At 49.9% G+C, this 21295-nt stretch carries 16 protein-coding genes; 2 read left to right on the top strand and 14 right to left on the bottom strand.

What is annotated here, in order from left to right; genetic code table 11:
* Positions 1 to 17 precede the first annotated feature (17 nt).
* Positions 18 to 3200: a family 20 glycosylhydrolase gene (locus M2404_RS11480; RefSeq protein WP_259239875.1), complete on the top strand. Its 3183-nt coding sequence runs from the start codon at positions 18 to 20 to the stop codon at positions 3198 to 3200.
* A 31-nt stretch (positions 3201 to 3231) separates the two neighbouring features.
* Here M2404_RS11480 and M2404_RS11475 read toward each other — a convergent pair whose 3' ends face one another.
* Genes M2404_RS11475 through M2404_RS11460 form a run of 4 tightly spaced genes read right to left on the bottom strand, consistent with a single transcriptional unit; the run spans position 3232 to position 7455 of the window.
* Positions 3232 to 4689 (bottom strand): M81 family metallopeptidase, encoded by a 1458-nt coding sequence (locus M2404_RS11475; RefSeq protein ID WP_259239874.1) that lies wholly within the window; start codon positions 4687 to 4689, stop codon positions 3232 to 3234.
* A 14-nt stretch (positions 4690 to 4703) separates the two neighbouring features.
* Positions 4704 to 6191 carry a sodium:solute symporter family protein gene (locus M2404_RS11470; RefSeq protein WP_259239873.1) on the bottom strand — a complete coding sequence of 496 codons (1488 nt, stop codon included), beginning with the start codon at positions 6189 to 6191 and terminating at the stop codon, positions 4704 to 4706.
* 1 nt (position 6192) lies between these two features.
* Positions 6193 to 6585: a RidA family protein gene (locus M2404_RS11465; RefSeq protein ID WP_259239872.1), complete on the bottom strand. Its 393-nt coding sequence runs from the start codon at positions 6583 to 6585 to the stop codon at positions 6193 to 6195.
* Positions 6586 to 6591: 6 nt separating this feature from the next.
* Positions 6592 to 7455, bottom strand: a complete 864-nt coding sequence (locus M2404_RS11460) for a MurR/RpiR family transcriptional regulator (RefSeq protein WP_068232005.1) — start codon at positions 7453 to 7455, stop codon at positions 6592 to 6594.
* 177 nt (positions 7456 to 7632) lie between these two features.
* On the opposite strand from M2404_RS11460, the gene M2404_RS11455 reads away from it, so the two are divergent.
* Positions 7633 to 8856, top strand: coding sequence for an amino acid deaminase (locus M2404_RS11455; RefSeq protein WP_259239871.1), 1224 nt, complete (start codon positions 7633 to 7635; stop codon positions 8854 to 8856).
* Between the two features lie 12 nt (positions 8857 to 8868).
* On the opposite strand, the gene M2404_RS11450 is transcribed toward M2404_RS11455, so the two are convergent.
* The 10 genes from M2404_RS11450 to M2404_RS11405 form a co-directional block, all read right to left on the bottom strand.
* Entirely contained in the window at positions 8869 to 9615 is a 747-nt protein-coding gene (locus M2404_RS11450) for a tyrosine-protein phosphatase (RefSeq protein WP_259239870.1), read from the bottom strand.
* Positions 9616 to 9638: 23 nt separating this feature from the next.
* Entirely contained in the window at positions 9639 to 11801 is a 2163-nt protein-coding gene (locus M2404_RS11445; protein ID WP_259239869.1) for a GumC family protein, read from the bottom strand.
* Between the two features lie 2 nt (positions 11802 to 11803).
* A complete protein-coding gene (locus M2404_RS11440; protein ID WP_259239868.1) occupies positions 11804 to 12325 on the bottom strand; it encodes a polysaccharide biosynthesis/export family protein in 522 nt (173 codons plus the stop codon).
* Positions 12326 to 12333: 8 nt separating this feature from the next.
* Positions 12334 to 13533: an outer membrane beta-barrel protein gene (locus tag M2404_RS11435; protein WP_259239867.1), complete on the bottom strand. Its 1200-nt coding sequence runs from the start codon at positions 13531 to 13533 to the stop codon at positions 12334 to 12336.
* Between the two features lie 11 nt (positions 13534 to 13544).
* Complete coding sequence (locus M2404_RS11430) at positions 13545 to 14942, bottom strand: undecaprenyl-phosphate glucose phosphotransferase (protein WP_259239866.1); 1398 nt, start codon at positions 14940 to 14942, stop codon at positions 13545 to 13547.
* Positions 14943 to 15154: 212 nt separating this feature from the next.
* The gene (locus M2404_RS11425; RefSeq protein WP_259239865.1) at positions 15155 to 16423 is read right to left on the bottom strand and encodes a VpsF family polysaccharide biosynthesis protein; all 1269 of its coding nucleotides are present in this window, start codon (positions 16421 to 16423) and stop codon (positions 15155 to 15157) included.
* The gene (locus M2404_RS11420) at positions 16423 to 17859 is read right to left on the bottom strand and encodes a lipopolysaccharide biosynthesis protein (protein ID WP_259239864.1); all 1437 of its coding nucleotides are present in this window, start codon (positions 17857 to 17859) and stop codon (positions 16423 to 16425) included. Before M2404_RS11420 ends, M2404_RS11425 begins: the two co-directional genes overlap by 1 nt.
* Positions 17859 to 18908, bottom strand: coding sequence for an acyltransferase (locus M2404_RS11415; RefSeq protein WP_259239863.1), 1050 nt, complete (start codon positions 18906 to 18908; stop codon positions 17859 to 17861). Before M2404_RS11415 ends, M2404_RS11420 begins: the two co-directional genes overlap by 1 nt.
* Positions 18901 to 20022, bottom strand: a complete 1122-nt coding sequence (locus tag M2404_RS11410; protein WP_259239862.1) for an endo-1,4-beta-xylanase — start codon at positions 20020 to 20022, stop codon at positions 18901 to 18903. The genes M2404_RS11415 and M2404_RS11410 overlap by 8 nt, the downstream gene beginning before the upstream one ends.
* Positions 20023 to 20061: 39 nt before the next feature.
* The gene (locus M2404_RS11405) at positions 20062 to 21285 is read right to left on the bottom strand and encodes a glycosyltransferase family 4 protein (protein ID WP_259239861.1); all 1224 of its coding nucleotides are present in this window, start codon (positions 21283 to 21285) and stop codon (positions 20062 to 20064) included.
* Between the last annotated feature and the right edge of the window lie 10 nt (positions 21286 to 21295).

Genomic DNA, 21295 nt, shown 5'->3' with positions numbered 1-21295 from the left:
ATGAAGTGATCTGTGTTATGCGTTTAATCTGTTGTTATGTCCTGCTGTTGTTAAGCACTATACCGTTGCATGCGGCAGTAGCAGTGTTGCCATATCCCGCCGCTATTGAGCAAAGTGAAGGTTACTTTGATCTGAAGCCTGGGCTTACAATAAAAATATCGCCTGATAACCCACAGCTACAGGCTGCAGCCGCTCGTTTTACTGCCCGTTTAAGCAAAAGAGCAGGTTTTGACATTCCGCTTTCGGCATCCCGGCAGCTGTTATTAAACCTAAGCGGCCAACCCGCAGCTGCTGGTGCCGTTCCTCAGCCGGATATGCCAGAGCAATACCAGCTGCATATTACTGACACTGAGATCACCCTCAGTGCAGCAGCAGAAACCGGTATTCTGCGCGGGCTGGAAACGCTGCTACAACTGACTGACAACGGTAAAATTGCCGCTGCAACCATTAATGACCAGCCGCGCTTTAGCTGGCGTGGCCTGTTACTTGATCCGGCGCGGCGCTTTTTACCTCTGCCAGTGTTAAAACGGCAGATAGACCTGATGGCAGCGGCCAAACTTAATGTTTTGCACCTGCATTTAACTGATGATCAAGGCTGGCGGTTTGAATCAAAACATTTCCCCAAACTACAACAAATTGGCGGCGCTGATGGCTTTTATACTCAGGCTGAGCTGAAACAATTGGTGCGTTACGCGGCAGATCGCGGTATCAGGGTGGTGCCCGAAATTGACTTACCCGGCCATACCACTGCACTTGGTGCAGCCTACCCTGAGTTTATGAGCCAGCCTGGCCCGGCCAGGCCAGAGCAGCACTGGGGCGTGCATCCGGCTGTGCTTGACCCGACAAACGAAAAGCTTTATCCATTTTTGCAGCAGTTACTGGCTGAAGTTGCCGACGTATTTCCCGATCCTTATCTGCATATTGGCGGCGATGAAGTACTCAGTGATCACTGGCTGGCTACGCCACATATTGTAGCTTTTATGCAGCAACAACAACTTGATGATGCGCCTGCACTGCAGGCCTATTTCAACCGCCGTTTACAACAGATTTTACAGCAACTGGGCCGCAATATGATTGGCTGGGATGAAGTACTCGACAGCAACTTACCCAACTCAGTGCTGGTGCAATCCTGGCGTGGCACTGAATCTTTGTATCAGGCCGCAGCTGCCGGGCATACGGCAATCCTGTCAACCGGATATTATCTTGACCAACCCCAGTTTGCCGGATACCACTACCGCAACGATCCGCTGTTGCAGACAACAGCAACAGATTTGACTCAGCTACAGCAGTGGTCAGCCTGGCAGTTTAGTTTCGAGCGGCTGCGCGGTAATGCGATATCAGGCAGATTACTGCTGCTTAACTTTCAGGATGGTACCGTTAAAGGGGCAATTGAATTTAGCGGGCGCAAAGCGGTAATGCTCAATGATGTTGTCCTTAATGCCAATACCCTCTCTTTTAATGTTGACAGCTGGATGGGGCCACTTAGCGCGCAGTTTCAGCTGGGAGTAACCCTTCATGGACAGCTCACAGTGGGTAATGCCCCTTATCAGGTGAGCGGCCAGGCCCTGGCATTGCAGCAAGATGCACCAACCGCTTTGCCTTTTAACCTGCAAGCGCCCAATATCAGCGAGGCTACGCGCGCAAACATTCTGGGCGGCGAAATTACCTTATGGGGAGAGCTGGTTACAGCAGATAATATTGACATACGGCTCTGGCCAAACGGTTTTGCTGTTGCTGAACGCTTATGGTCAAACGCCGCAGTACGCGATGAAAAAGCATTGCACCGGCGTATGCAACATATCACACAGCAACTCAGCAGCGACGGCTACCTGCTGCATACTGCACAACAAGATGCCGGTTTTAAGGCTATTGCAGGTAAGCTTGCCGGTAGGCTGACACTACTGAGCGAAGTGCTGGAGCCAGCCCACTATTATCACCGGCTGCACCAGAAATCTGTTGCAAAACTCTACCATCAACAGGCTCCGCTGGATCAATTAGCAGACTTTTTGCCAGCCGAAAACCCGCAGCTACGGCAGTTTTCCCAGGTAACTGAAGATTGGTTAACAAACCGGCAGGCCGCAGACAGTAACTGGCTGCTACAGAAATTACAACAATGGCAGGGTGCTGCCAATGCCCTTATAAAAGCAGCCGGTCAGCCTGCGCATCAGCGGTTAAAACCCTATATACCTGAGCTGCAGCAAATCAGTGCACTGAGCCGGTCTGGGCAATTGTTGCTTAACAGTATCAGTTCACAAACACCGTTAGAAAATACTTTGCGCCAGCAAATAGCCTGGCAACTGCAGCAAGCCAACGCTATTTCACAGGAAATGATTATTGCCCTGCACCGCCCGCTACAGCAGTTGTTTAACAATGCTCCGCACAGCCATGTTTGGGTAGCAGCAAATACCTTTAGTGCAGCGGTTGAAGGCCCGGCTGTAGACAGCGCCGGTAACCTTTATGCGGTTAACTTTGGCCAGAGCAATGCAACTGATAACAGCACGACTCACAGAGGAAACATTGGCAAAGTAACGCCTTACGGGCAAGCCAGCTTATATTTAACCTTGCCACAGGGCAGCACGGGCAACGGTATCGTATTTGGCCCGGCAGGCAGTTTATATAGCGGCGCCATGTTTATTGCTGATTACACCGGCCATAATATTCTGCGTTATGCACAGGGTAAGCTTGAGGTATATGCGCATAATAAGGCCATGCACCAGCCTAATGATCTGGCCATTATGCAAAGCGGCGTTATTTTTGCCAGCGATCCCAACTGGGCCAATAACACCGGGCAGCTGTGGCGTATAGACACTGATGGTTCCAGCCACTTACTCGACGGCAACATGGGTACAACCAATGGTATTGCCGTAAGCCCCGATCAGCAATTTTTATATGTTAATGAGAGTATCCAGCGCAGAGTGTGGCGTTTTCGCATTAATGCCGACAATTCGCTGGGCGATAAGCAACTGTTTGCCCAATTCAGTGATTTTGGCCTCGATGGTATGCGTTTTGACAGTAAGGGCAATTTATATATCGCCCGCTACGGTAAAGGTACAGTAGTAAAGCTGGATGACGAAGGCCGGATCCTGCAGGAATACCGGCTAAACCAAGCTCTGCCGACTAATGTCAGCCTGAACCAGGATGACAGCACTCTCTATGTCACAATACAGCAATGTGGCTGTATTGAGCGGATACTGCTTTAGCTTATTAAACATGAGCTTAGTAAATATAAGCTTAGTCAAACGGCTGCTCTGTAATGGGCCAGAGTGGCCGGCTAAGCTTACGGTAGCCATTACGCTTAGGATCGCTGGGGTATGGCGCCCCGGCATCAACATACAAAATTTGTGCAGCCAGCGGCGCAAACCCCTGATAAAAGTGATTAGTTGATTTTATCAGCAAAAGCCCTTGCTGCCGGGGCTCGACACCCAGGGCCTGGAATAAACTCGGATCAAACGACTGGCAACGGTTACTGTTTAAAATAACCTCAATACCGTCAAAGGCTATCAAGGCGCAATCGCCCATAGGCACACTGCTGTCAGCAAACTGCTGCTGAGCATTTGCCTTTAGCCGGACAACCTTAACCTCTTTGTCTATTGGCGCCCCGGCTGTGGCACAGCTTTTCCCGCCAAAGCGCAGTGTTATTATTGCGCCCTCTCCGGCTGCAAAGCACAGCTTCACCGCCATTGGATCCCAAATAGTGCCCACCGCAACGCCGGTTAAGCCGCGGGCAATAATCTGCTGCAATATCAGGGTGCCGTCTCCGGCTACGCCACCGCCCGGGTTATCCCAGACATCTGCCAGCACTGTGGTGCCGGTGTTGCATTGCTGCGCCAAATCCAGTGCTGCGTTGATACTATGAAACTCTGGCAGGGTTTTGCCACGAAATGAAAACAATTCCAGGCCAAGCTGGCGTGCCAGTTGCTGACCAAGCTGTGGCTGATTATCGGTTATTACCAATAACCGCGAGCCCATATCAGGCACATCACCAGCCATAAAACCGTGGATCACCGACACAGACAACACGCCAGGCTGCTGCTCTGTCTGCCGTACCTTAGCAATAAAAGACTTCATCGGTTCATGGCTGGTAGGCAACACATCTATCATCCGGCAATCAAAGCTGTTCATGCTGGGTGTTATCTCCCGCTGTGCTGCAGCTACGGCAAGTTTTACCAGTTCACGTGCGCACTGCATAAAATCAAGATGTGGAAACTCTTTGAATGCAATCAGTAAATTAGCGGCCTGCAAGCGCGCAGCGGTTAAATGACTGTGCGGATCGAGCGTAGCGCCGATAATTACGTCTGGCCCGGTAATAGCGCGGATGTGTTGCAGCAAATCGCCTTCACAGTCGTCATAGCCCTGCGCTACCATAGCACCGTGTAACCCCAGCAACACTGCCTGCACCGGCATAGCCTCGCGTAGTTGCTGCAGTATTTCATCCCGCAGCAGTTCATATGACTGTCGGTTGAGTAAACCACCGGGCTCTGCCCAGGCACAGCTGCCTTCAATTATTTCTGTACCGGCGTGTGCCTGAGCATATTCGCGGCAAGCGACTAACGGTGCACTGCACAGCGTAGGTGTGGCCGGATGCTGGCCCGGCGCAGCATAAAAACTCTGATAAAAGCTGTGCACATCGGTATACATGGGTGAGAAAGTATTGGTTTCAGTGGCCAGAGACGCCGTAAAAATACGCATAGTTCCTCGATAATTTATCGCCGCTCAGGCAGTGATCCCGGCGACAGTGTTTCAGGTACAGCTTGATATTCTTCACGTTGCTCACTGATCAGTTTCAGTGCTTCTGTCCGGCTGATACGGCATGGTGGAGTCAGCAGGCTTACTGTTATAGCGGCCAGCAAGGCACAGGCAACCGCCGGTAAACAGGGGTTCCCCCAGTAAGCCAGCCATAGTGGCTGACTGATCAACAGCAATGATGTGGTAATAGCTGCCAGCATAGCGGCTAAAGCACCCTGCCAGTTAAGCCGCGGCCAAAACCGGCCCAGCATTGCTATAACAAACATGCCGGACATCAGCGTTGCAATCATATTGCTGATATAGCGGATCAAATCATCGGACAACAACGCCAGTAGCAAAGCTATACCAGACACCAGCAGCACCGACAGACGGGCATATAAAATGGCTTTATCCGGCGGCGGCATAGCGCCGCTGATTGCCTGATAAAAATCACGGATCAGTACCGACACCGCCGCAATAGCATCAGAGCTGGCCGACGATAGCGTAGCAGACAGCCCGGCAAGCAACACCAACATCGCCAGCGTGGCGGGTAATACCAACACCGCTATAGTAGTAAAAGCAAACTGGTGGTTTTCAAGTTGTGGTGCCAGTGAAAACGCAGCAATACCAATTGCTGCCGGTAGTGCAGCAAACAGCAGATACAATACACCGGAAAAAACAAAAGACCGCCGCACGGTGCCAATACTGCGCGCAGCATAGATACGCTGGCGAAACGAAGGTGTTGCCAGCACTCCCACACTAACGACTGCCGCCAGTGAAATAGCAGGCAGCAGCGGCAGTTGCTGCATCATGCCCTGTTGTCTGGCTGAGGCAACAGCCGTACCCAGCGCCATCACACCACCTGCAGATTGCACAGCGGCATAGCTCATCAGCAAAAAGCCGGCAAATAAAATCAGTGCCATCAGGCTGTCTGTCCAAACTACTGCACGATAACCGCCTATCATCACATACAGGGTAAATGCCATAGCAATTAACAGCTTGCTGTAAAAAAGCTCCAACCCGGTAGCCCAGGACAAATACAACGCACCACCGATAATATGTGCGCCCATCCAGCCCAGTGACGCCAGAAAAATCATCACCGCACTGCAATGCTTAACCCAAAGGTTAGCTCCGGCGTAATAACTCAGCTCTTCGCTCATCGTCATAAAACGCATACGCCTGAGCGGGGCAAATAACCAGGCAGTTAATAAAATGCCGATGGCTCCGCCGATGCCATACAACATACCACCCCAACCGTGCTGATAGGCGTAGCCTACTGCCCCCATACTGGTGCCGGTACCAATCATGGTGGCGACAGTCGTACCAAATGTCAGGCCGCCAGACACATTACGCCCGGCCAGCAAAAAGTCTTCACTGCTATGCTGTTTGCGTGATACCAGATAACTTATTGCTATCATCAGCAACAGATACAGGCCAAACCCCAGCAAAAACAGGCTGCTGCTCATCTCAGGCTCTGTCGGCGCGATAGCATGTCAGGTCAACTTCTACTTTGCAGTCAACCACCAAATCAGCCACTGCACAGATCCGTGCCGGTGGTGCCTCGCTGAATATCCGGCGAAACACCTGATTAAAACTGCTGAAATAGCGTGCATCGGTAAGGTACACCTTTACATGCACCACATCAGCCAGGCTGTAGCCCGCCTGTTGCATAATATCCAGGCAGTTTTTCAGGGCCAGCTCAGATTGCTCCACAATGCCGCCTTCTACCACCTCGCCATTACGCATCGGTGTCTGGCCAGACACATACAGCCAGCCTGCGGCTTCCACCGCTTTGGCAAAGGGTAATTTTTGCCCGCCGGTGCCGGTGCTTTCGTCCACACCATAACGTTTTATAGTCATTGCTGATTAATCTCCCAGTGGCTGACGATCATCACCGCCGCGATGGCTGTCGAGCGACAGTTTTACCCGGCGCAATTTGTCACGCGATTTACGTTTATTCAGCTTGGCTACTTCAGTTGCCAGCACATCAATAATGGCCAGCATGGCATAACGTGACGCTGAAGGTTTGTAGATAAAGTCAGTTTCCGGTGCCTGTAACCCCAGCACAATGTCAGCATTGGCGGCAAGCTGTGAACCCGGCTTGGTAATAGCAATAACTTTGGCGCCATACTGGCGGGCAATAGCCGCAGAATCGATAATTTCACCGGTGTTACCGGTTAATGAAATAGCGACCACAACGTCTTGCGGTTCAACGGCAGCAGCTACCATGCGTGTTAGTAAGCCATCCTGATAACTGCATACCGGCATGCCAAAGCGAAACAAACGGTATTGCAGTTCCTGCGAACCAATAGATGAGCCGCCACCCATGCCAATGCAAAAGATCATCCGTGCATTTTGTAAATAGCTGACCGCCAGTTTTATATCGGCCTCGACCAATAACTTGCGGCTTAGATCCAGCGTATTTTTAATCGCTTCATACACACCCTGAATACCGTCCAGATCAGGCGTTTCTTCCACAAAGCGCTGCCCTACCGCTAACGATTGCGCCAGCTTAACTTTAAGCTGCCGTACATCTTTACAATCTACCGTGCGGGCAAAACGGGTAACGGTGGCCTGGCTGACACCAGCACTTTCCGATAGCCTGGCAATACTCATTTCACTCGCTGCTTTCACATTATCCAGTATTACCTGAGCCACTCTTTGCTCAGATTCACTCATTTCAACAAAGCGCTCTGAGATACGCGACAGCACATCTATTTCATAACTCATCGTTTTATCCATTTGCTTATGGTGTTACTCAGTAACCTTTGCTAAAGTAACATTTAACTGAAGCAGAACGGTACTTTGTACCAAAGCAACATAAAAGTAAATATCAATATGGCTTTATTACAGCAATTTACCAAAATTAAAGCGATATAAACATTAACAAGCCAAGAGCATGATGTTATGAAGTACCAAAATATACAGCAAAAATCTGCAAGCCCCCTGGCTAACCAACAGCAGTTAAACTTGCTGCAACAGGATATCTGCCTGCCTGCAGTTGTTCTGAAACACAGTGCACTACAACATAACCTGCAATGGATGCAGAACTTTGCTGATGCCAGCGGTGTGTTACTGGCGCCACACGGTAAAACCAGCATGACGCCCTGGTTATTTCAACAGCAACTTGCGGCCGGTGCCTGGGGTATTACCGTAGCCACGCCCTATCAGGCGCAGGTAGCCGTGCAGGCTGGCGCCAAACGGTTGATCCTGGCGAATCAACTGGTAGGTAAAGCGAATATGGCAGTGATTGCCACACTGCTGGCCAGCGGTAACGAGATTTATGTCTGCATCGACAATATTGATAATGCCAGCGCTTTATCGGCTTTTTTCAGCGCAGAAGGCTTATGTTTGCCGGTGCTGATAGAGCTGGGCGTACCCGGCGGACGTTGTGGTTGCCGCACTAATCAGCAGGCCGTTGAACTGGCACAGCAACTGGTAACCTTACCCGGGCTTAGCCTTGCAGGTGTAGAGTTTTATGAAGGCGTAATTAAAAGTGCAGATACCGCACGCAGTGTGCGCCAGTTTGTGCAACAGACCGCTGCACTGGCAAAAGCGCTGTTCAGACAACAATTGCTGCAATACCCCACAGCACTGATCAGCGGTGCTGGCTCGGCCTGGTATGACATAGTGGCGGCAGAGCTAAAAAAAGCTACCTTACCCGACAGTATGCAGATAGTGCTGCGGCCGGGCTGCTATATCAGCCATGATGTTGGTATTTACCAGCAGGCCCAACAGCAGGTTCTGGCCCGCAGCAATACCGCTTGCCGTTTAGGCGAAGACTTACAAAACGCGCTTGAGTTGGCAGCTTATGTGCAATCATTGCCGGAACCCGGGCTGGCGGTGCTGGGGTTTGGTAAACGTGATGCCGCCTTTGATGCCGGCCTGCCCCAGGCCATGGCTATTTACCGTAATGGCCAATTGCTAAGTGATAAGCTCAGCCAGTGTGAAACCAGCAAAGTGATGGATCAGCATGCTTTCTGGCGTTACGACAATAGCATTGAACCACAGATCGGTGACATGGTGTTGCTGGGGACTTCACACCCCTGTCTGACATTTGATAAATGGCGCAGCCTGTGGCTGGCTGACGATAATTACAACCTGCTGCAAAACCTGGATACCTGTTTTTAATCTGAAAAGTATCTAATTTAACAGTATACCGGCGCTAAATACCGGCCCGGCCAGTTGTGCCGGGTTAAGTACACATAATTGCTTGGCTTGCTCTTCACCCACCAACTGACAACAGTGTTGGTATGCCAGTTGTAGTTTAGGCGGGCGGCGTTTAACAGAATGCGCATCGCTGGCAATAACATGGTAAAGCCCCTGCTTTAACCAGTGCTGCGCTAAGGTTTTAACATCCAATCCCATATCACCGTCAAGCGCTGCAGCCGTTAGCTGAAACAAACAACCGGCTTTAATAAACGGCTTAATTTTATCCGGCATGGCCAAAAAATCGCGGTTTCGCTCCGGGTGCGCCAGCATTACGGTAATATCGTGCCGTGCCAGCCAAGCCAGCAGCTTATCGCTACCTGCCGGAATATGGCTATGTGGCAATTCAAGCAACAACACCTTATTACCCTGATAACGGCCAATAAAGGGCAGTTGTTGCTGTTCAATCAATGGCAATATTTCTGCGCCGATACGCACCTCGGCAGCTGCGGCCAGGGTTATGTCAATACCTGCAGCACTTGCTGCCTGTTGCAGCGCAGTTATGGCTTCAGTTATAGAGGCTGCACTGTTGTTATAACGCCCGGCATGCAGGTGCGGTGTTGCCAGCATATGGCTGATACCCTGCTGCTGTGCCAGTTGCAGCAAAGCCAGCGCTTCGGCCATATCTCTGGCGCCATCATCTACGCCGGGCAATATATGGTTATGCAGGTCAAACATCATTATGCTGTCTGCCGGTAACCGGTTTACACACCGTAATTGGCATAATAAGGCTCGGTTTTGTTCATTTTCATCTGGTTAAGTACCACGCCATACACCCGGGCATGGGCCTGATGTAATTGTCCTAGTGTGTGTTGCACCAGCGGGATACGGGTGTGATCCGCTTTAACAACCAGCACCACGGCATCAGCGTGCGGTGCTATCAGCAAAGGATCACTCACCGCCTGTACCGGCGCGGTATCAATAATAATTTTGTCATAGCGCCCTTTTAGCTCAGCCAGTAAGCTTTGCAGGCCATTACCTGCCAGCAGCTCCATCGGGTTTAACGGTATAGCACCGGCAGGCATAACATCAACCCCTTCCTGCACATCTTTAACAATACATTCGTCCAGTGTTGCAGTGCGCGACAATATATTGGCTAAACCACTTTGGTACGCTGGCAAATTAAACCGTGAGCCCACTGAAGGTTTACGCAAATCGGCATCAATTAACAGCACGCGCTCAAGCGCCGCAAAAGCAAACGCCAGATTGATACTTACCGTGGTTTTACCTTCCTGTGGCTGCGATGAGGTAATTTCGATAACCTGCAGTGGTTTATCCAGCGCCATTAATGATAACGCTGTGCGGATATTACGCACCGACTCGCTGTAACGGCGCTGTTTCGGATCAAAATACGCCAGGCTGCGCTGCTGCTCATTTTTCTTTTTCTGGCCTTTAGGTAAATAACCCAGTGCACACTGGGCCAGTACCTGCTCTATATCAGCAGTATTTTTAACGGTATCGTTAAGCATATCCTGCAGCAAGGCAATGATGGCACCCAGCAACAAGGTTGACATAAACGTCAGTATAACAATCAGCTTTTTATTCGGTTTAACCGGCTCTGATGGCAATACAGCACGGTCAGTAAAACGGGCGATAGGAGCATCAAAATCGCCGGTTACTTCAGTTTCTTTCTGCCGGGCAAAAAAGCTTTCAAATAACAACTGGTTGGTTTCTACTTCGCGCTGTAACCGGCGGTAATCTGATTCAACTGATCCCAGGCTGGAAAATGCCGTTTTAGTGCGGCTAAATTGCTGCTCCAGCGAAGCCAACCGCCTTTCTGCACTTTGGGCTTCTTTTTCAATCCCTTCTATCAGGCGGTTTATTTGCTGACGCAGGCTATTATTTACCGCTAGCAATTCGGCTTGCACGGCAATCATTTTCGGGTGTTTAGGCCCGTATACCTTGTTAAGCTCAGAATACTTGCGCTCTACTGCCATAACCTCACGTTTAACATTTTGTACCGACGGATGTGAGGTAATTTCAGGCAGGCTCTCCAGCCCCGATACATCGTGTTGATCAAACTGACGCACCAGTGCTAAAAAACCTTCGGCTTTAGCTTTTTTCGAGCGCGCATCTGTCAGCTCTTCGTTTAGTCGTTCTAACTCGCGGGCATCCAGCGCGGTTACGCCTTCTACATCAACCAGATTATGTTGTGCACGAAACGCTTCAAGCCGGGCCTCTGATTGCTCCAAACGCTCACGCAACTCGCCAATACGGCCCCCCAGCCAACTGCTGGCTTTTTGCGTGATACCTAATCTGGCGTCAAGCTGGCTGGAGATATAAGCCTCGCCAATAGCATTGGCTACTGCCTGTGCCAGACGTGGATCAGACGACTGATAACTCAGGTTTACCAATTGGGTTTTGCGTACCGGATTTACCTGAATGCCGCTGCTAAATTTGTCCAGCCTGCGCTTATGCGTTAAAGCACTGCTTAGCTCAGAGTCAACTGATGCCGATGTCGGCGGGCTCAGCAGTGATTTAACATACGCTTTAGCTTTGCTGCTTAATGAAGGTTTGCCCTGCAGGGCCGGATGCCCTGCCAGTGACAGCTCGTCGAACACCCGTTCGGCAACAGAGCGTGATTTTAAAATTTCAAACTGTGTCAGGTAATATTCCTGCTGTGCTGAATTAAAACCATACACTTCGTCAATTTTAATTGCTCTGGCCTGCTGTGCCTCAATCAGCAAGGTAGCAGTAGAGCGGTATATTGGTGTCATATTTTGCGCAATACTGGCAGCTAAAATGGCACTGCTAAAGGCCAGTATTAATATGCGCCATTTAAAACGGCCAATTACGCCAAACAACTTGCTGACATCAACCAGTTGCTCACCTGATGCCAGCGGTTTTTCACTCGAATACACAGCCATAATCAGAAAAATCTCTGTTCGATAGTAATAGTATCACCAGCCAGAATACGGCTGCTGAGGCTGCCGTTTTCATTCTGGTTTTTGTCACCTTCGCGGGAAATGCGGATTTTTTCTCTGGATGCGCGCTCTGTCATGCCGCCAGCCAGCGCAATAGCCTGGTTTACCGTCATGCCAGGCTGATATGGGTAAGCACCAGGTTGTTTTACTTCACCATGAATATAAAACGGCCGGTACTCTACCATGCCAACAAATACGTTAGGCTCAACCAGATAGTCGCCTTTAAGGCCCTGATAAATTAATGCCTCAACCTGTTTGATGCTTTTTCCGCTCAGTTGCAACTTACCCAGAAACGGATAATTTATCGTGCCACTGTCTGTCAACCGGGTTTGCAGCTCCAGATCGTCCTGCCCGTATACTTTAATCACGATAAGATCACCGGGGCCCAGTACATATTGCTCTTGCGCACTTAACGGCCAGCCAATAAACAAACAGAAGAGTACGGCGGCTATAACACGATTTGACATCTTGATCCTCATAACGCGAACTGCACAGCAACAAAGACTTCATTTTTATCGAATTCAATGTTTGCCTGCGAAGAATTGTTACGGTGTAGCCGCACACCGGCATTTAACAACAGCTGCGGTAACAGCGAGTATTTACCACTTAGCTGGTAACTGGTCAGCCTGTCGCGCCGGTCAAAACCGGTGTAGTCGTCATTTACTCTTTTCACACCCAAACTGCTGCTGAACAGCGGCTGCCATTGGTGATGCCAGAACAGGCTGTAATGGGTTTCTTTAACAAAATCACCTTGTGTATCAGGTTCTTTTGATTGACGGCCGGTACTGAGATTAAAACGGGAATAACTCAGCGGTGCCCACTGCACTGCAGTCTCCCAGGCCAGGCCGGAGAAATCCTGCCGCTGCGGGTTGTCAAACTGGCGGTTCTGGTAACCAAACCGCAGCTCTGCTGAGGTTAGCTCACTGGGTTGCCAGCGGCCGCCCAGGCGGTAATTCATAGTGTCGCTATCCCGGCTGCCACTGATATCGGTATTATCATAACGGGTGTGTAAGCGGCTGATTTCCGTGATCAGCCGGGTGTTAGCGCCGGTGTTGTAATACAGTTCAGTACCCAGTTTGATGCTGTGGTAAGTACGAAACTGTGTTAGTGCTTCGTAGTTACGATAATCTTTATCGTAATATGCGGTGAGTAAACGCAACCGGGTCCGGCTGTTTTTAGCACCATATTCGTAGGCACCCTGCACACTAAATAAGCGCAAGTCGGCAGGTTCAGTAAGGTTATTTCCCTGGCCTTCAGTAATACCGGTACCTCTGGCCTCATGTGCGGCAGCGTAGCGGCCTTTAATATCAAACCGGTGCCGGTGCGACAATTCCACTAACGCTGCGGTACTAAAATTCCAATCCAGGTAGCTGTCATCACTGCTGCTAAGATAACTGCCGGATGCCAGCTCCAGTGCCGCCTGATACTCGTTAGGGCCAGATAATAACTGCGCAGTAAGCTTAGGCGTTAACAACGAAATCCAGCTACTGCGCTCAGCTTCAGGCGCATTAGCAATGTTGTCATCGTGGCGCAGCTCAAAACGCAGCTCCGGAATAAAATCAATACCAGACTCAGTTCTGATGGCATTGCGTACCAGTTCCTGTGCAGATAAATCTATACTGCCAAACAACAACACCGCCAGCACCGACCGACACAAGATCACATTACAATACATCTGTCTTCCTGTTAGTACGCATTTTTATCAACAAAGCCTTTAAACACTGTTTTAAATACGATTCGCACATCAAAAAACAGCGACCAGTTGCGGATATAATCCAGATCATACTTTACCCGCATCTCCATTTTTTCCAGGGTGTCGGTTTCACCGCGCCAGCCGTTGATCTGCGCCCAGCCGGTAATCCCGGGGCGCACCTTGTGCCGCAGCATGTAATAAGCAACCTGCTTACGGTACTCTTCGTTATGTGCCACCGCATGAGGCCTTGGCCCGACAACCGACATTTCACCCAGCAGTACGTTGAAAAACTGTGGCAGCTCATCTAGCGAGGTACGGCGTAAAAAAGCACCTACGGCAGTAACCCGGCTGTCGTTGCGTTTGGCCTGCGTTACTGCGCCGCCATTTTCCATCACTTTCATTGAGCGGAATTTGTACACGCCAATTCTTTTACCATCCAGGCCATAACGGTCCTGACGAAACAATACCGGCCCTTTGGACGTGAGCTTAATAGCGGCGGCAATCATCAGCAGCAGCGGCGAAATAAGTAGCAGCACAGTACCGCTGAACAGTACATCGAAGCTGCGTTTGTAAAAGCTCTGAAAACCAAACATTGGTGATTCAAACACACTGATGGTGTCAATACTGCCGACGTTACCAATACGGGCATGCATCAGATTTTTAAACAGGAAATCTGGTACTATCAAGACATCCGCAGTGGTATCACCTAAGCGGCTGATAATGTCTGCAATGCGTTTTTCGGCCATCATCGGCAAACAGATATAAATTTTTACCAGTTTGCCTGTACGGGCCATTTGCACCGCATCTTCTACGCTGCCCAGCAGCGACTCTGTTGGCAGGCCGTCCAGACGATCGGGTACGCGGTCATCAAAAAAGCCGATACAGTTAAAACCCAGCTCAAAATGTTGTGCTATTTCGTTATGCAGGGCTACGCCAGACGGCGTTAAACCAATAATGGCTACCTGTTGCAGGCTCAAACCACGCTTACGGCGCCAGGTTTTCATCGCTCTGGCAGAAACCCGCCATAACAACAGCACCATTAAGCCGCCCAGATACCAACTAACCAATGCCAGGCGCGAAAAAGTCTCGGCTTCTTTTAACAAGAACAAACCGGCAACAATTAATAAGAAGGACACCGTATGAATAGCGGCAACATGGATTAGCATCTGGGAAAACCGGCCTGCCCGCCACGAGCGGTACAGCTGCACTGACTCTGCCAAGTAAGAATATATTGCCAGCGAAACGCTGAGCAATATCAGATAATCTTTATCAAGTGGCACGCCATACAGATGCATACTGGCGAGAAACACGCCGCATAAAATCATCAGATCAATAAAACGGTATACCACTGATGAGCCCGGTTGCTCATAACGTAAGATTGAATTAGTCATCTCTGGTGCTCCGCATTTGCTGTTGTACAAAGCTAAAGTAACCAGGGCGGTACAACTAGCCATTTACTTTGCTACTGTTACTAAACTACTGCGTCTGCGCGGCCTGTTACAAACGAACATTTATAACCCGTTAAGTTAAAAAAAATCACCCATAATTAATGCTTTATTAATGAATTGATTCACTTTTGATTCAGCTAAAGCATGCTACTTGTTCAGCTTTTGGCGGGTGTTTCAGAGCTAAGATCACAAAACGACAGCACTGTTATGATGAGTGCCGCACTGAGCATAATGGTTTTGCCTGATATGCCGGTACCCGAGCTCCAGGCAATAACAGCATATAGCCAGGGAAACAGCAGCAACGGTGACAACCGCTGGTATAACTGCTGCAGGCAGCAATACAAGGCATAGATTAATAACGCCGATAGCACTGCGCCGTAGGTCAGCAATAACGCAATCCAGCCAATTTCGATACCATAGCGCGAACCAAACAACAGCACTTTGCCCGACAAACTGCGGTCAACATCGCCCAACAGCAAGTTCAGCCAGGATGTATCCAGCATCAGTTCAATGGCAATCAGCCGGGTGGATGCGCTGCCCTGATCATCCTCCAGCCTGCTAAGCACCGGTTCAAGCAAACCGATACTGTATGCCAGATAAAACAGCAGCGGCAATAACAGCAATGACGACAACAAATACAACAGTGCCCGCTGTGTCAGTTGGCGCCGCTGCATACTTTGCAAAGCTTTAAGCGCCAGCACAAGCACAACAACAATCACCGCAGCCAGAATAGAACCGCGCCCGCCAAATAATGGTAAAGCCGTTAACAGCAGCAAGGCGGTGATACTTTCACTTAAACTTACTTTGGCATATAGCGCTCTGGCGACATAACACACCAGATAAAAGCCGCTTAGCATGGTGCTGATTAACGGGTGGCCAAGTAAACCGGCAGAACGGATTTGCCCCCACTCTGAGGTGTCAATCACTTCACCGCTGGAAGCGTCAGTTAACACCAAAGGCGCAATTAAACCGCCACTGGCATATTCATACATGCCTACCAGTGCATTAGCTGACAACAACAACAATAACAGCGATTTAAGTTGCAGCAGCCGGCCCGGGTTAAGCGCCTTTAGCAGTGAAAGAAATAATGCTGCACTGACATAACTTACAATAGCCGACGATAATGGCCGCCCCAACGCAACATCATGCAGCAATAAGCACAGTGCCGCCGCCAAAAGCAGAAAATGGCTGCGCACGGTAAACAAATAGTACAGTTGCGCCACCCCGCCCTGATACAGCGTCCAGCTGGCCAGCGACAATAACAGCAGATAAAACGACGGGTGAATTTTGTGCAGCGGATTACCGCCCGGCGAGTCATAAAAAATACCGGCCTGATACAACACATTACCCGATAAACTAAACAGCGCTGCTATCGCAAGCAACAGCAGTATAAAACTCAGTGCCGGCATTTGTCTTTGCATCATCAACCGGTTCCTGCCTTGCGCTGGTGGATAAATCCGGCAACGTCTGTACGAAATAACAACAACATCACGGCAATATAAGATACTGCCCCAACGCCGATTTTCAGCACCAACGAGGTTAGCGGTTGTGCCGCATCCACTTTGTGCACCAGCAGATACATGACACCTACCGCCAGCAGCATTTTTACAATACTCAGGTAAGGCAGCGTTAAACGTTTGCTAAGCAGCAGCCACAAGCCAACAACTGTTATACCCAATGCCAGCGCCATAGCACTGGCCACAGCACCACCTTTAATACCAACAGCGCTGACCCAAAAGTAGCTTAGCACCACAGCCATCAATGCCATTACCGCATCGTAGCCCATAATGACGCCGGTACGTTTACGAATAAAAAAGTAATGGTTTAAATAGCCGTTTTTCAGCGCCTCAATACCTCCGGCCAGTAATGCCCATGGCATAACCAGTAAGGTTGCATCAACAAACCGCTGCTCAACCAACAGTGGAATAAGCACCGGCATTACAGCGTACAAGCCCACTAAGCCGGGCAATAACACCAACAGCAATAACAACAGATTTTGCCGGAGCTGCGCCACTGCTGCCAGTTCACCTTTTTCATGCACCAGTTTAAACAGTAGCGGTAGTGCTGCCGGCGTTACCATCATGGTGATTAAAGAGGCAATGCGCAGGCCAAGCCCTACGCCAACGGCGTACAAACCGGCTTGTTCCAGGCTCAGGCTGCTGGCGATAAAGTAACGTGGGTATTGCAGAATAAGCCAGGCAAACAGCGCCGAGCCTATCATTGGAAAGCCGTAATGCAATGCCTGCAGCACAGTGGCACGGCTAACTGACCAATGCCGCAAGCTTGCGCTGTTGCGCCGGTACGCCAGCATGCTGGCCAGCATTTCGCCCAGTACATACCCCAGCAGCGGATAAAGTGGATCGGCGCCAAATTGTTGCAACAACGCTACACCGATAAAAAGCCCGACAAAAGGCCCGACAGTGGTAAGAATGGAATAGCGCACTATTTGCTGTTCCAGCGAAGCAATAGCAGCGTTAAAATTATTGCTGGCTCTGAACATGGCATAAAGCGCCACTAATATGCAGGTTGTCAGGCTGGCGGCCTGATCAATAAACAACAACAGGTTGGTAAGTGCTGCTATAACCATCAGTACAGACGAAAGTGCGATAACGCTACGCGAACTTTGCCAGAATGCCGACAGGTTATTTTGCTGCTTAAAGGTGCCGTACTCGCGCATGGCGTAGTGCATCCACCAATTGACAAACATCGCCATCGCCAGCTCCTGAAACGCTGTGATTAACGTGATGTAGCCAATGAGTTTTTCATCACCAAAGTATGTCCACAGAATAATAGACAGAAATTGCGATAGCGGCGCCAACACCTGCGATGGCAAATATTTAAGCGTATTGGACAGCAACATTATCTGATAGCCTTAACACGGGCGATACCGGGTTCAAAACAGTAGCGTAATAACACCACGCGGCGGATCAACCAGCCCGCAGCAATCGACAGCACTATGCTGCCCAGTAAAATAATCAGCTGCAGTAATACCCCGCCCTGGCCCGCCAGGCGCTGCAATACTTGCTGCAAAAACACGTGAAAAATCAGAATATACAGGCTGTAACGGCCGCACAGCATAAAGGCATCGCTTAGCAGCGGCAGCTTACTGAGTAACAAAGAACCCTGCAGCAACATAAAACAGCCGCTAACCACAATAAACGGCAGCCAGAGTGGTGGCGTATATAAACGCAGGTTAAAATCGACAGCGGCGCTGAATGCAAATACCAGTACAGCAAATAAAACCGCCAGCCCTAACAGCAGCAACGGATTAAAGCGGGCCTGGGTGAACTGCTGCTTTAACAGATAGCCGAGCGTAAAATAGCCCAGCGACAACGGTAAAAAATCTATGCCCCACGGCAGGCCACTGCGTAATAACCATGATGCTGCTTGCGAAAACTGTGGCTGCAAATAGGCCAGCACTGTGCCAAACAGCATTAACCACAATAAAATCAGACTAAACTGTACAGTGCGCCTTAATGCAATAAAGCCATCCGGGCGCAACAGCAGTGCCGCCGAAGTGTAGAGTAAAAACAAATGCGGTAAAAACCACAGCGGTGTCCAGGCAATGGTTTGACCGTTGCCATACAGCACACCGGCCATATAACCAGCAAAATCACCACCTGACAGCCACTGTTTAACGCCTATAGCCGTTAAAACAAAAAAGTACGGTGTTAAAAGCGCAATACTTTTTTGTTTGCTGTAATGCAGTACATCGTGTTGCGGGCTGAAAAACAGCCCGGCCAGCAAAAAGAAAAACGGCATTCTGACCACACCCAACGCATCTGCGGCGGTATGCATATCAGCCAGAGCACTATGACCAAACGCTACCAGCACTATGCTAAGGCCACGGGCCAGTGCAATATGCGGGTAATGCGGCTTTGCCAAAGGTTTAGCAGGCATTTCAGCCATGGCGTGGTATAGCTAAAGTAGTGGCCAGCGCCTGATACGCCGGTTTGGCACGCATATCACGGTCAAACGGTAATACTCTTACCAGCCGCTCCTGCCTGCCCTGATAAAACGAGTATTTGTCACTTAATTGCCAGGTTTGTACCATTTCTATTATGGGGTTTTGCAGCACTTCCTGTAAAAAATCCCGGTAGGTAGCGGCAACCTGCTGATCCCGCTGAACTTCATCATCCACAAAGCTCTGATCATTAACATCAAGCTCAGTAATGTACACCGGTAACCGGCGTTGCTGTAGCTGCTCAACTAACTGCAAAAATGCGTCCATATCCAGGTTGCCCGGTGCCAGATGGCACTGCAAGCCAATAGCATCAATAGGTGTACCCTGATCAAGTAATTTATCCAGCAAGGGTAAAAAAGCTGAGCGCAGCCCGCGGCCCCAATGATCGGCACGATCAAGCCAGGCTTCATTTAATACCCGTTTTGCCGCAGGATCAGTGCGCGCAGTAACATCAAAAGCCCGTTTTATATAATCCGGCCCCATTGCACGTAACCAGGGGCCGGCCCGCAAGCCGGATTCGCGATTATGCCCCGGCCACATGGGCTCGTTTACCACGTCCCAGGAGTGAAATTGCCCGGCATAACGGCCAACTACCTCTTCAATATGCCGGTCGAGCCAGTATGCAACCCTGCTGTCAGATGCCTGCTTCAGCCAATCCGGGTTCCATTCGTTCCAAATAAGCGTATGGCCCCGCACCGGTATAGCAGCCTCACGGGCAAAGGCCATTAGCTGATCGGCTTTGCTGTAGCTGATCTCACTTTCGCGCCATCTTAAGGTACCAAACTTAAACTGATAATCGGTAGTCAGAATACCGCAATGGTGTTTAAGCAAGCTGCCGTATTGCGGGTCGTTAATGGAAGCCATATCAAAAGCGCTGCCAAACAAGCGTCCGGCGGCACGGGCAATCTGGTTGAGCGAAGTAACCTCTTTACCTTGCGGTAATGCTGCGGCGGTGCTGTTGCCTGGCAGTGTTGTTGCAGGCTTTGCCAGGCAGGCTGGCATTGCTGCCACCACACCAAGCCCAAGCAGGCTCTGTACAAACTGTCTGCGCGATAACATAACAATATTCCTGTAACGGTTTATATAGCGGATTTGTGCTTAGCTTTGTGTCACCAGATCATCTGAGCGGCTTTGTAACTGGGCATGCTTATCAAACAGCACTCTCATTTGATTACTGGCTTTATAAGGCGCAACCATCTGGCTAACCTGCTCTGGCTGTATCCGGCCGCTACGCATACTTTGCCAGGTGGCCAGCATCTGCTGTGTCAATTGCTGCACCAGTTCGGCGGAATCGTTATTTTGTTCCAATAGCACACCATTAATATGGTTATCTATTACCAGTGATAATTGCGGCAGGTTAACCGAGCAAACCGGGCGCCCCGCACACAAGGCTTCAAGTACATATACCGGCATACCTTCAAATACCGAGGTAACAATGCCCATATGCCAGCCCTGCCAAAGCTGTGCAACCTGTGCCGATGTTTTAAAACCATGACAAACAGATAGCTGCTCTATAGCAGCAAACTCGGCAAAGCTTTGCGGCTTGGCAGCACCGACATAGTGAAATTCAACCTGGTTATTGGTTTGCTTTGCCAGCTCGGCGATAACCTTAAACATCATGGCCGGGCGTTTAAAGGTGTCGAGCCGGCCAACAAAGGCAATTTTTAACGGCCCTTGCAGGTTCTGGTAAGCGGTGGGTTTAAACAACTGATCATCCACACTTACTGTCATAAAGTCGGTTTTTGTTGCGACTTCCGGGTAATCCCGGCGGATACGGTCCGTTTGCTGCTGATTAACTGAATACACATGGCGGGCACTGCGCACAGCATGTTTTTCATTAAACTTGTGCAAAAACCAGTAACGGCTGAGTAAAGAGTCCATCGGCTGATTGGGGTTTGCATCACCGTGCGTAGTTAACACATAGTCAAAGCCATATAAACGACACAGCCAGGCAAACTCGTAACGCTGAATATCAAAGCTGCTTGGCATCTCTTTTGCCAGTGTCTTAATACGCGAGCTAAAACGGATAAAATTAACGAAAAATCTTAGCGTTGTAGATTGAAACAGTGATTTGGCCGCCGCATTAACTTCGCCCTGATGACAATGCAGTATTGGCATAAACAAAAAGCGGCCACCGAACATTTCAACTTCGGTCAGCTCACCCAGTTTACGTTTACCGCTGTCGTCTACCCCTATCAGGATCAGCCGCATACCGGACGGGCAATATTTCAGCAATTGCCGGACATGGGTTTCAATGCCACCTACTTTACTGCCAAAAGGGTCTATAGGGTGCACAGAAAAAAAAGTGGTTTTGTCAGTCATAATTGCACCT

It is taken from the genome of Rheinheimera pacifica (assembly GCF_024809855.1).
GTDB lineage: Bacteria > Pseudomonadota > Gammaproteobacteria > Enterobacterales > Alteromonadaceae > Alishewanella > Alishewanella pacifica_A.
Note: the sequence above shows the minus strand (reverse complement) of the source record. Positions and strands in the feature narration are given on the sequence as shown.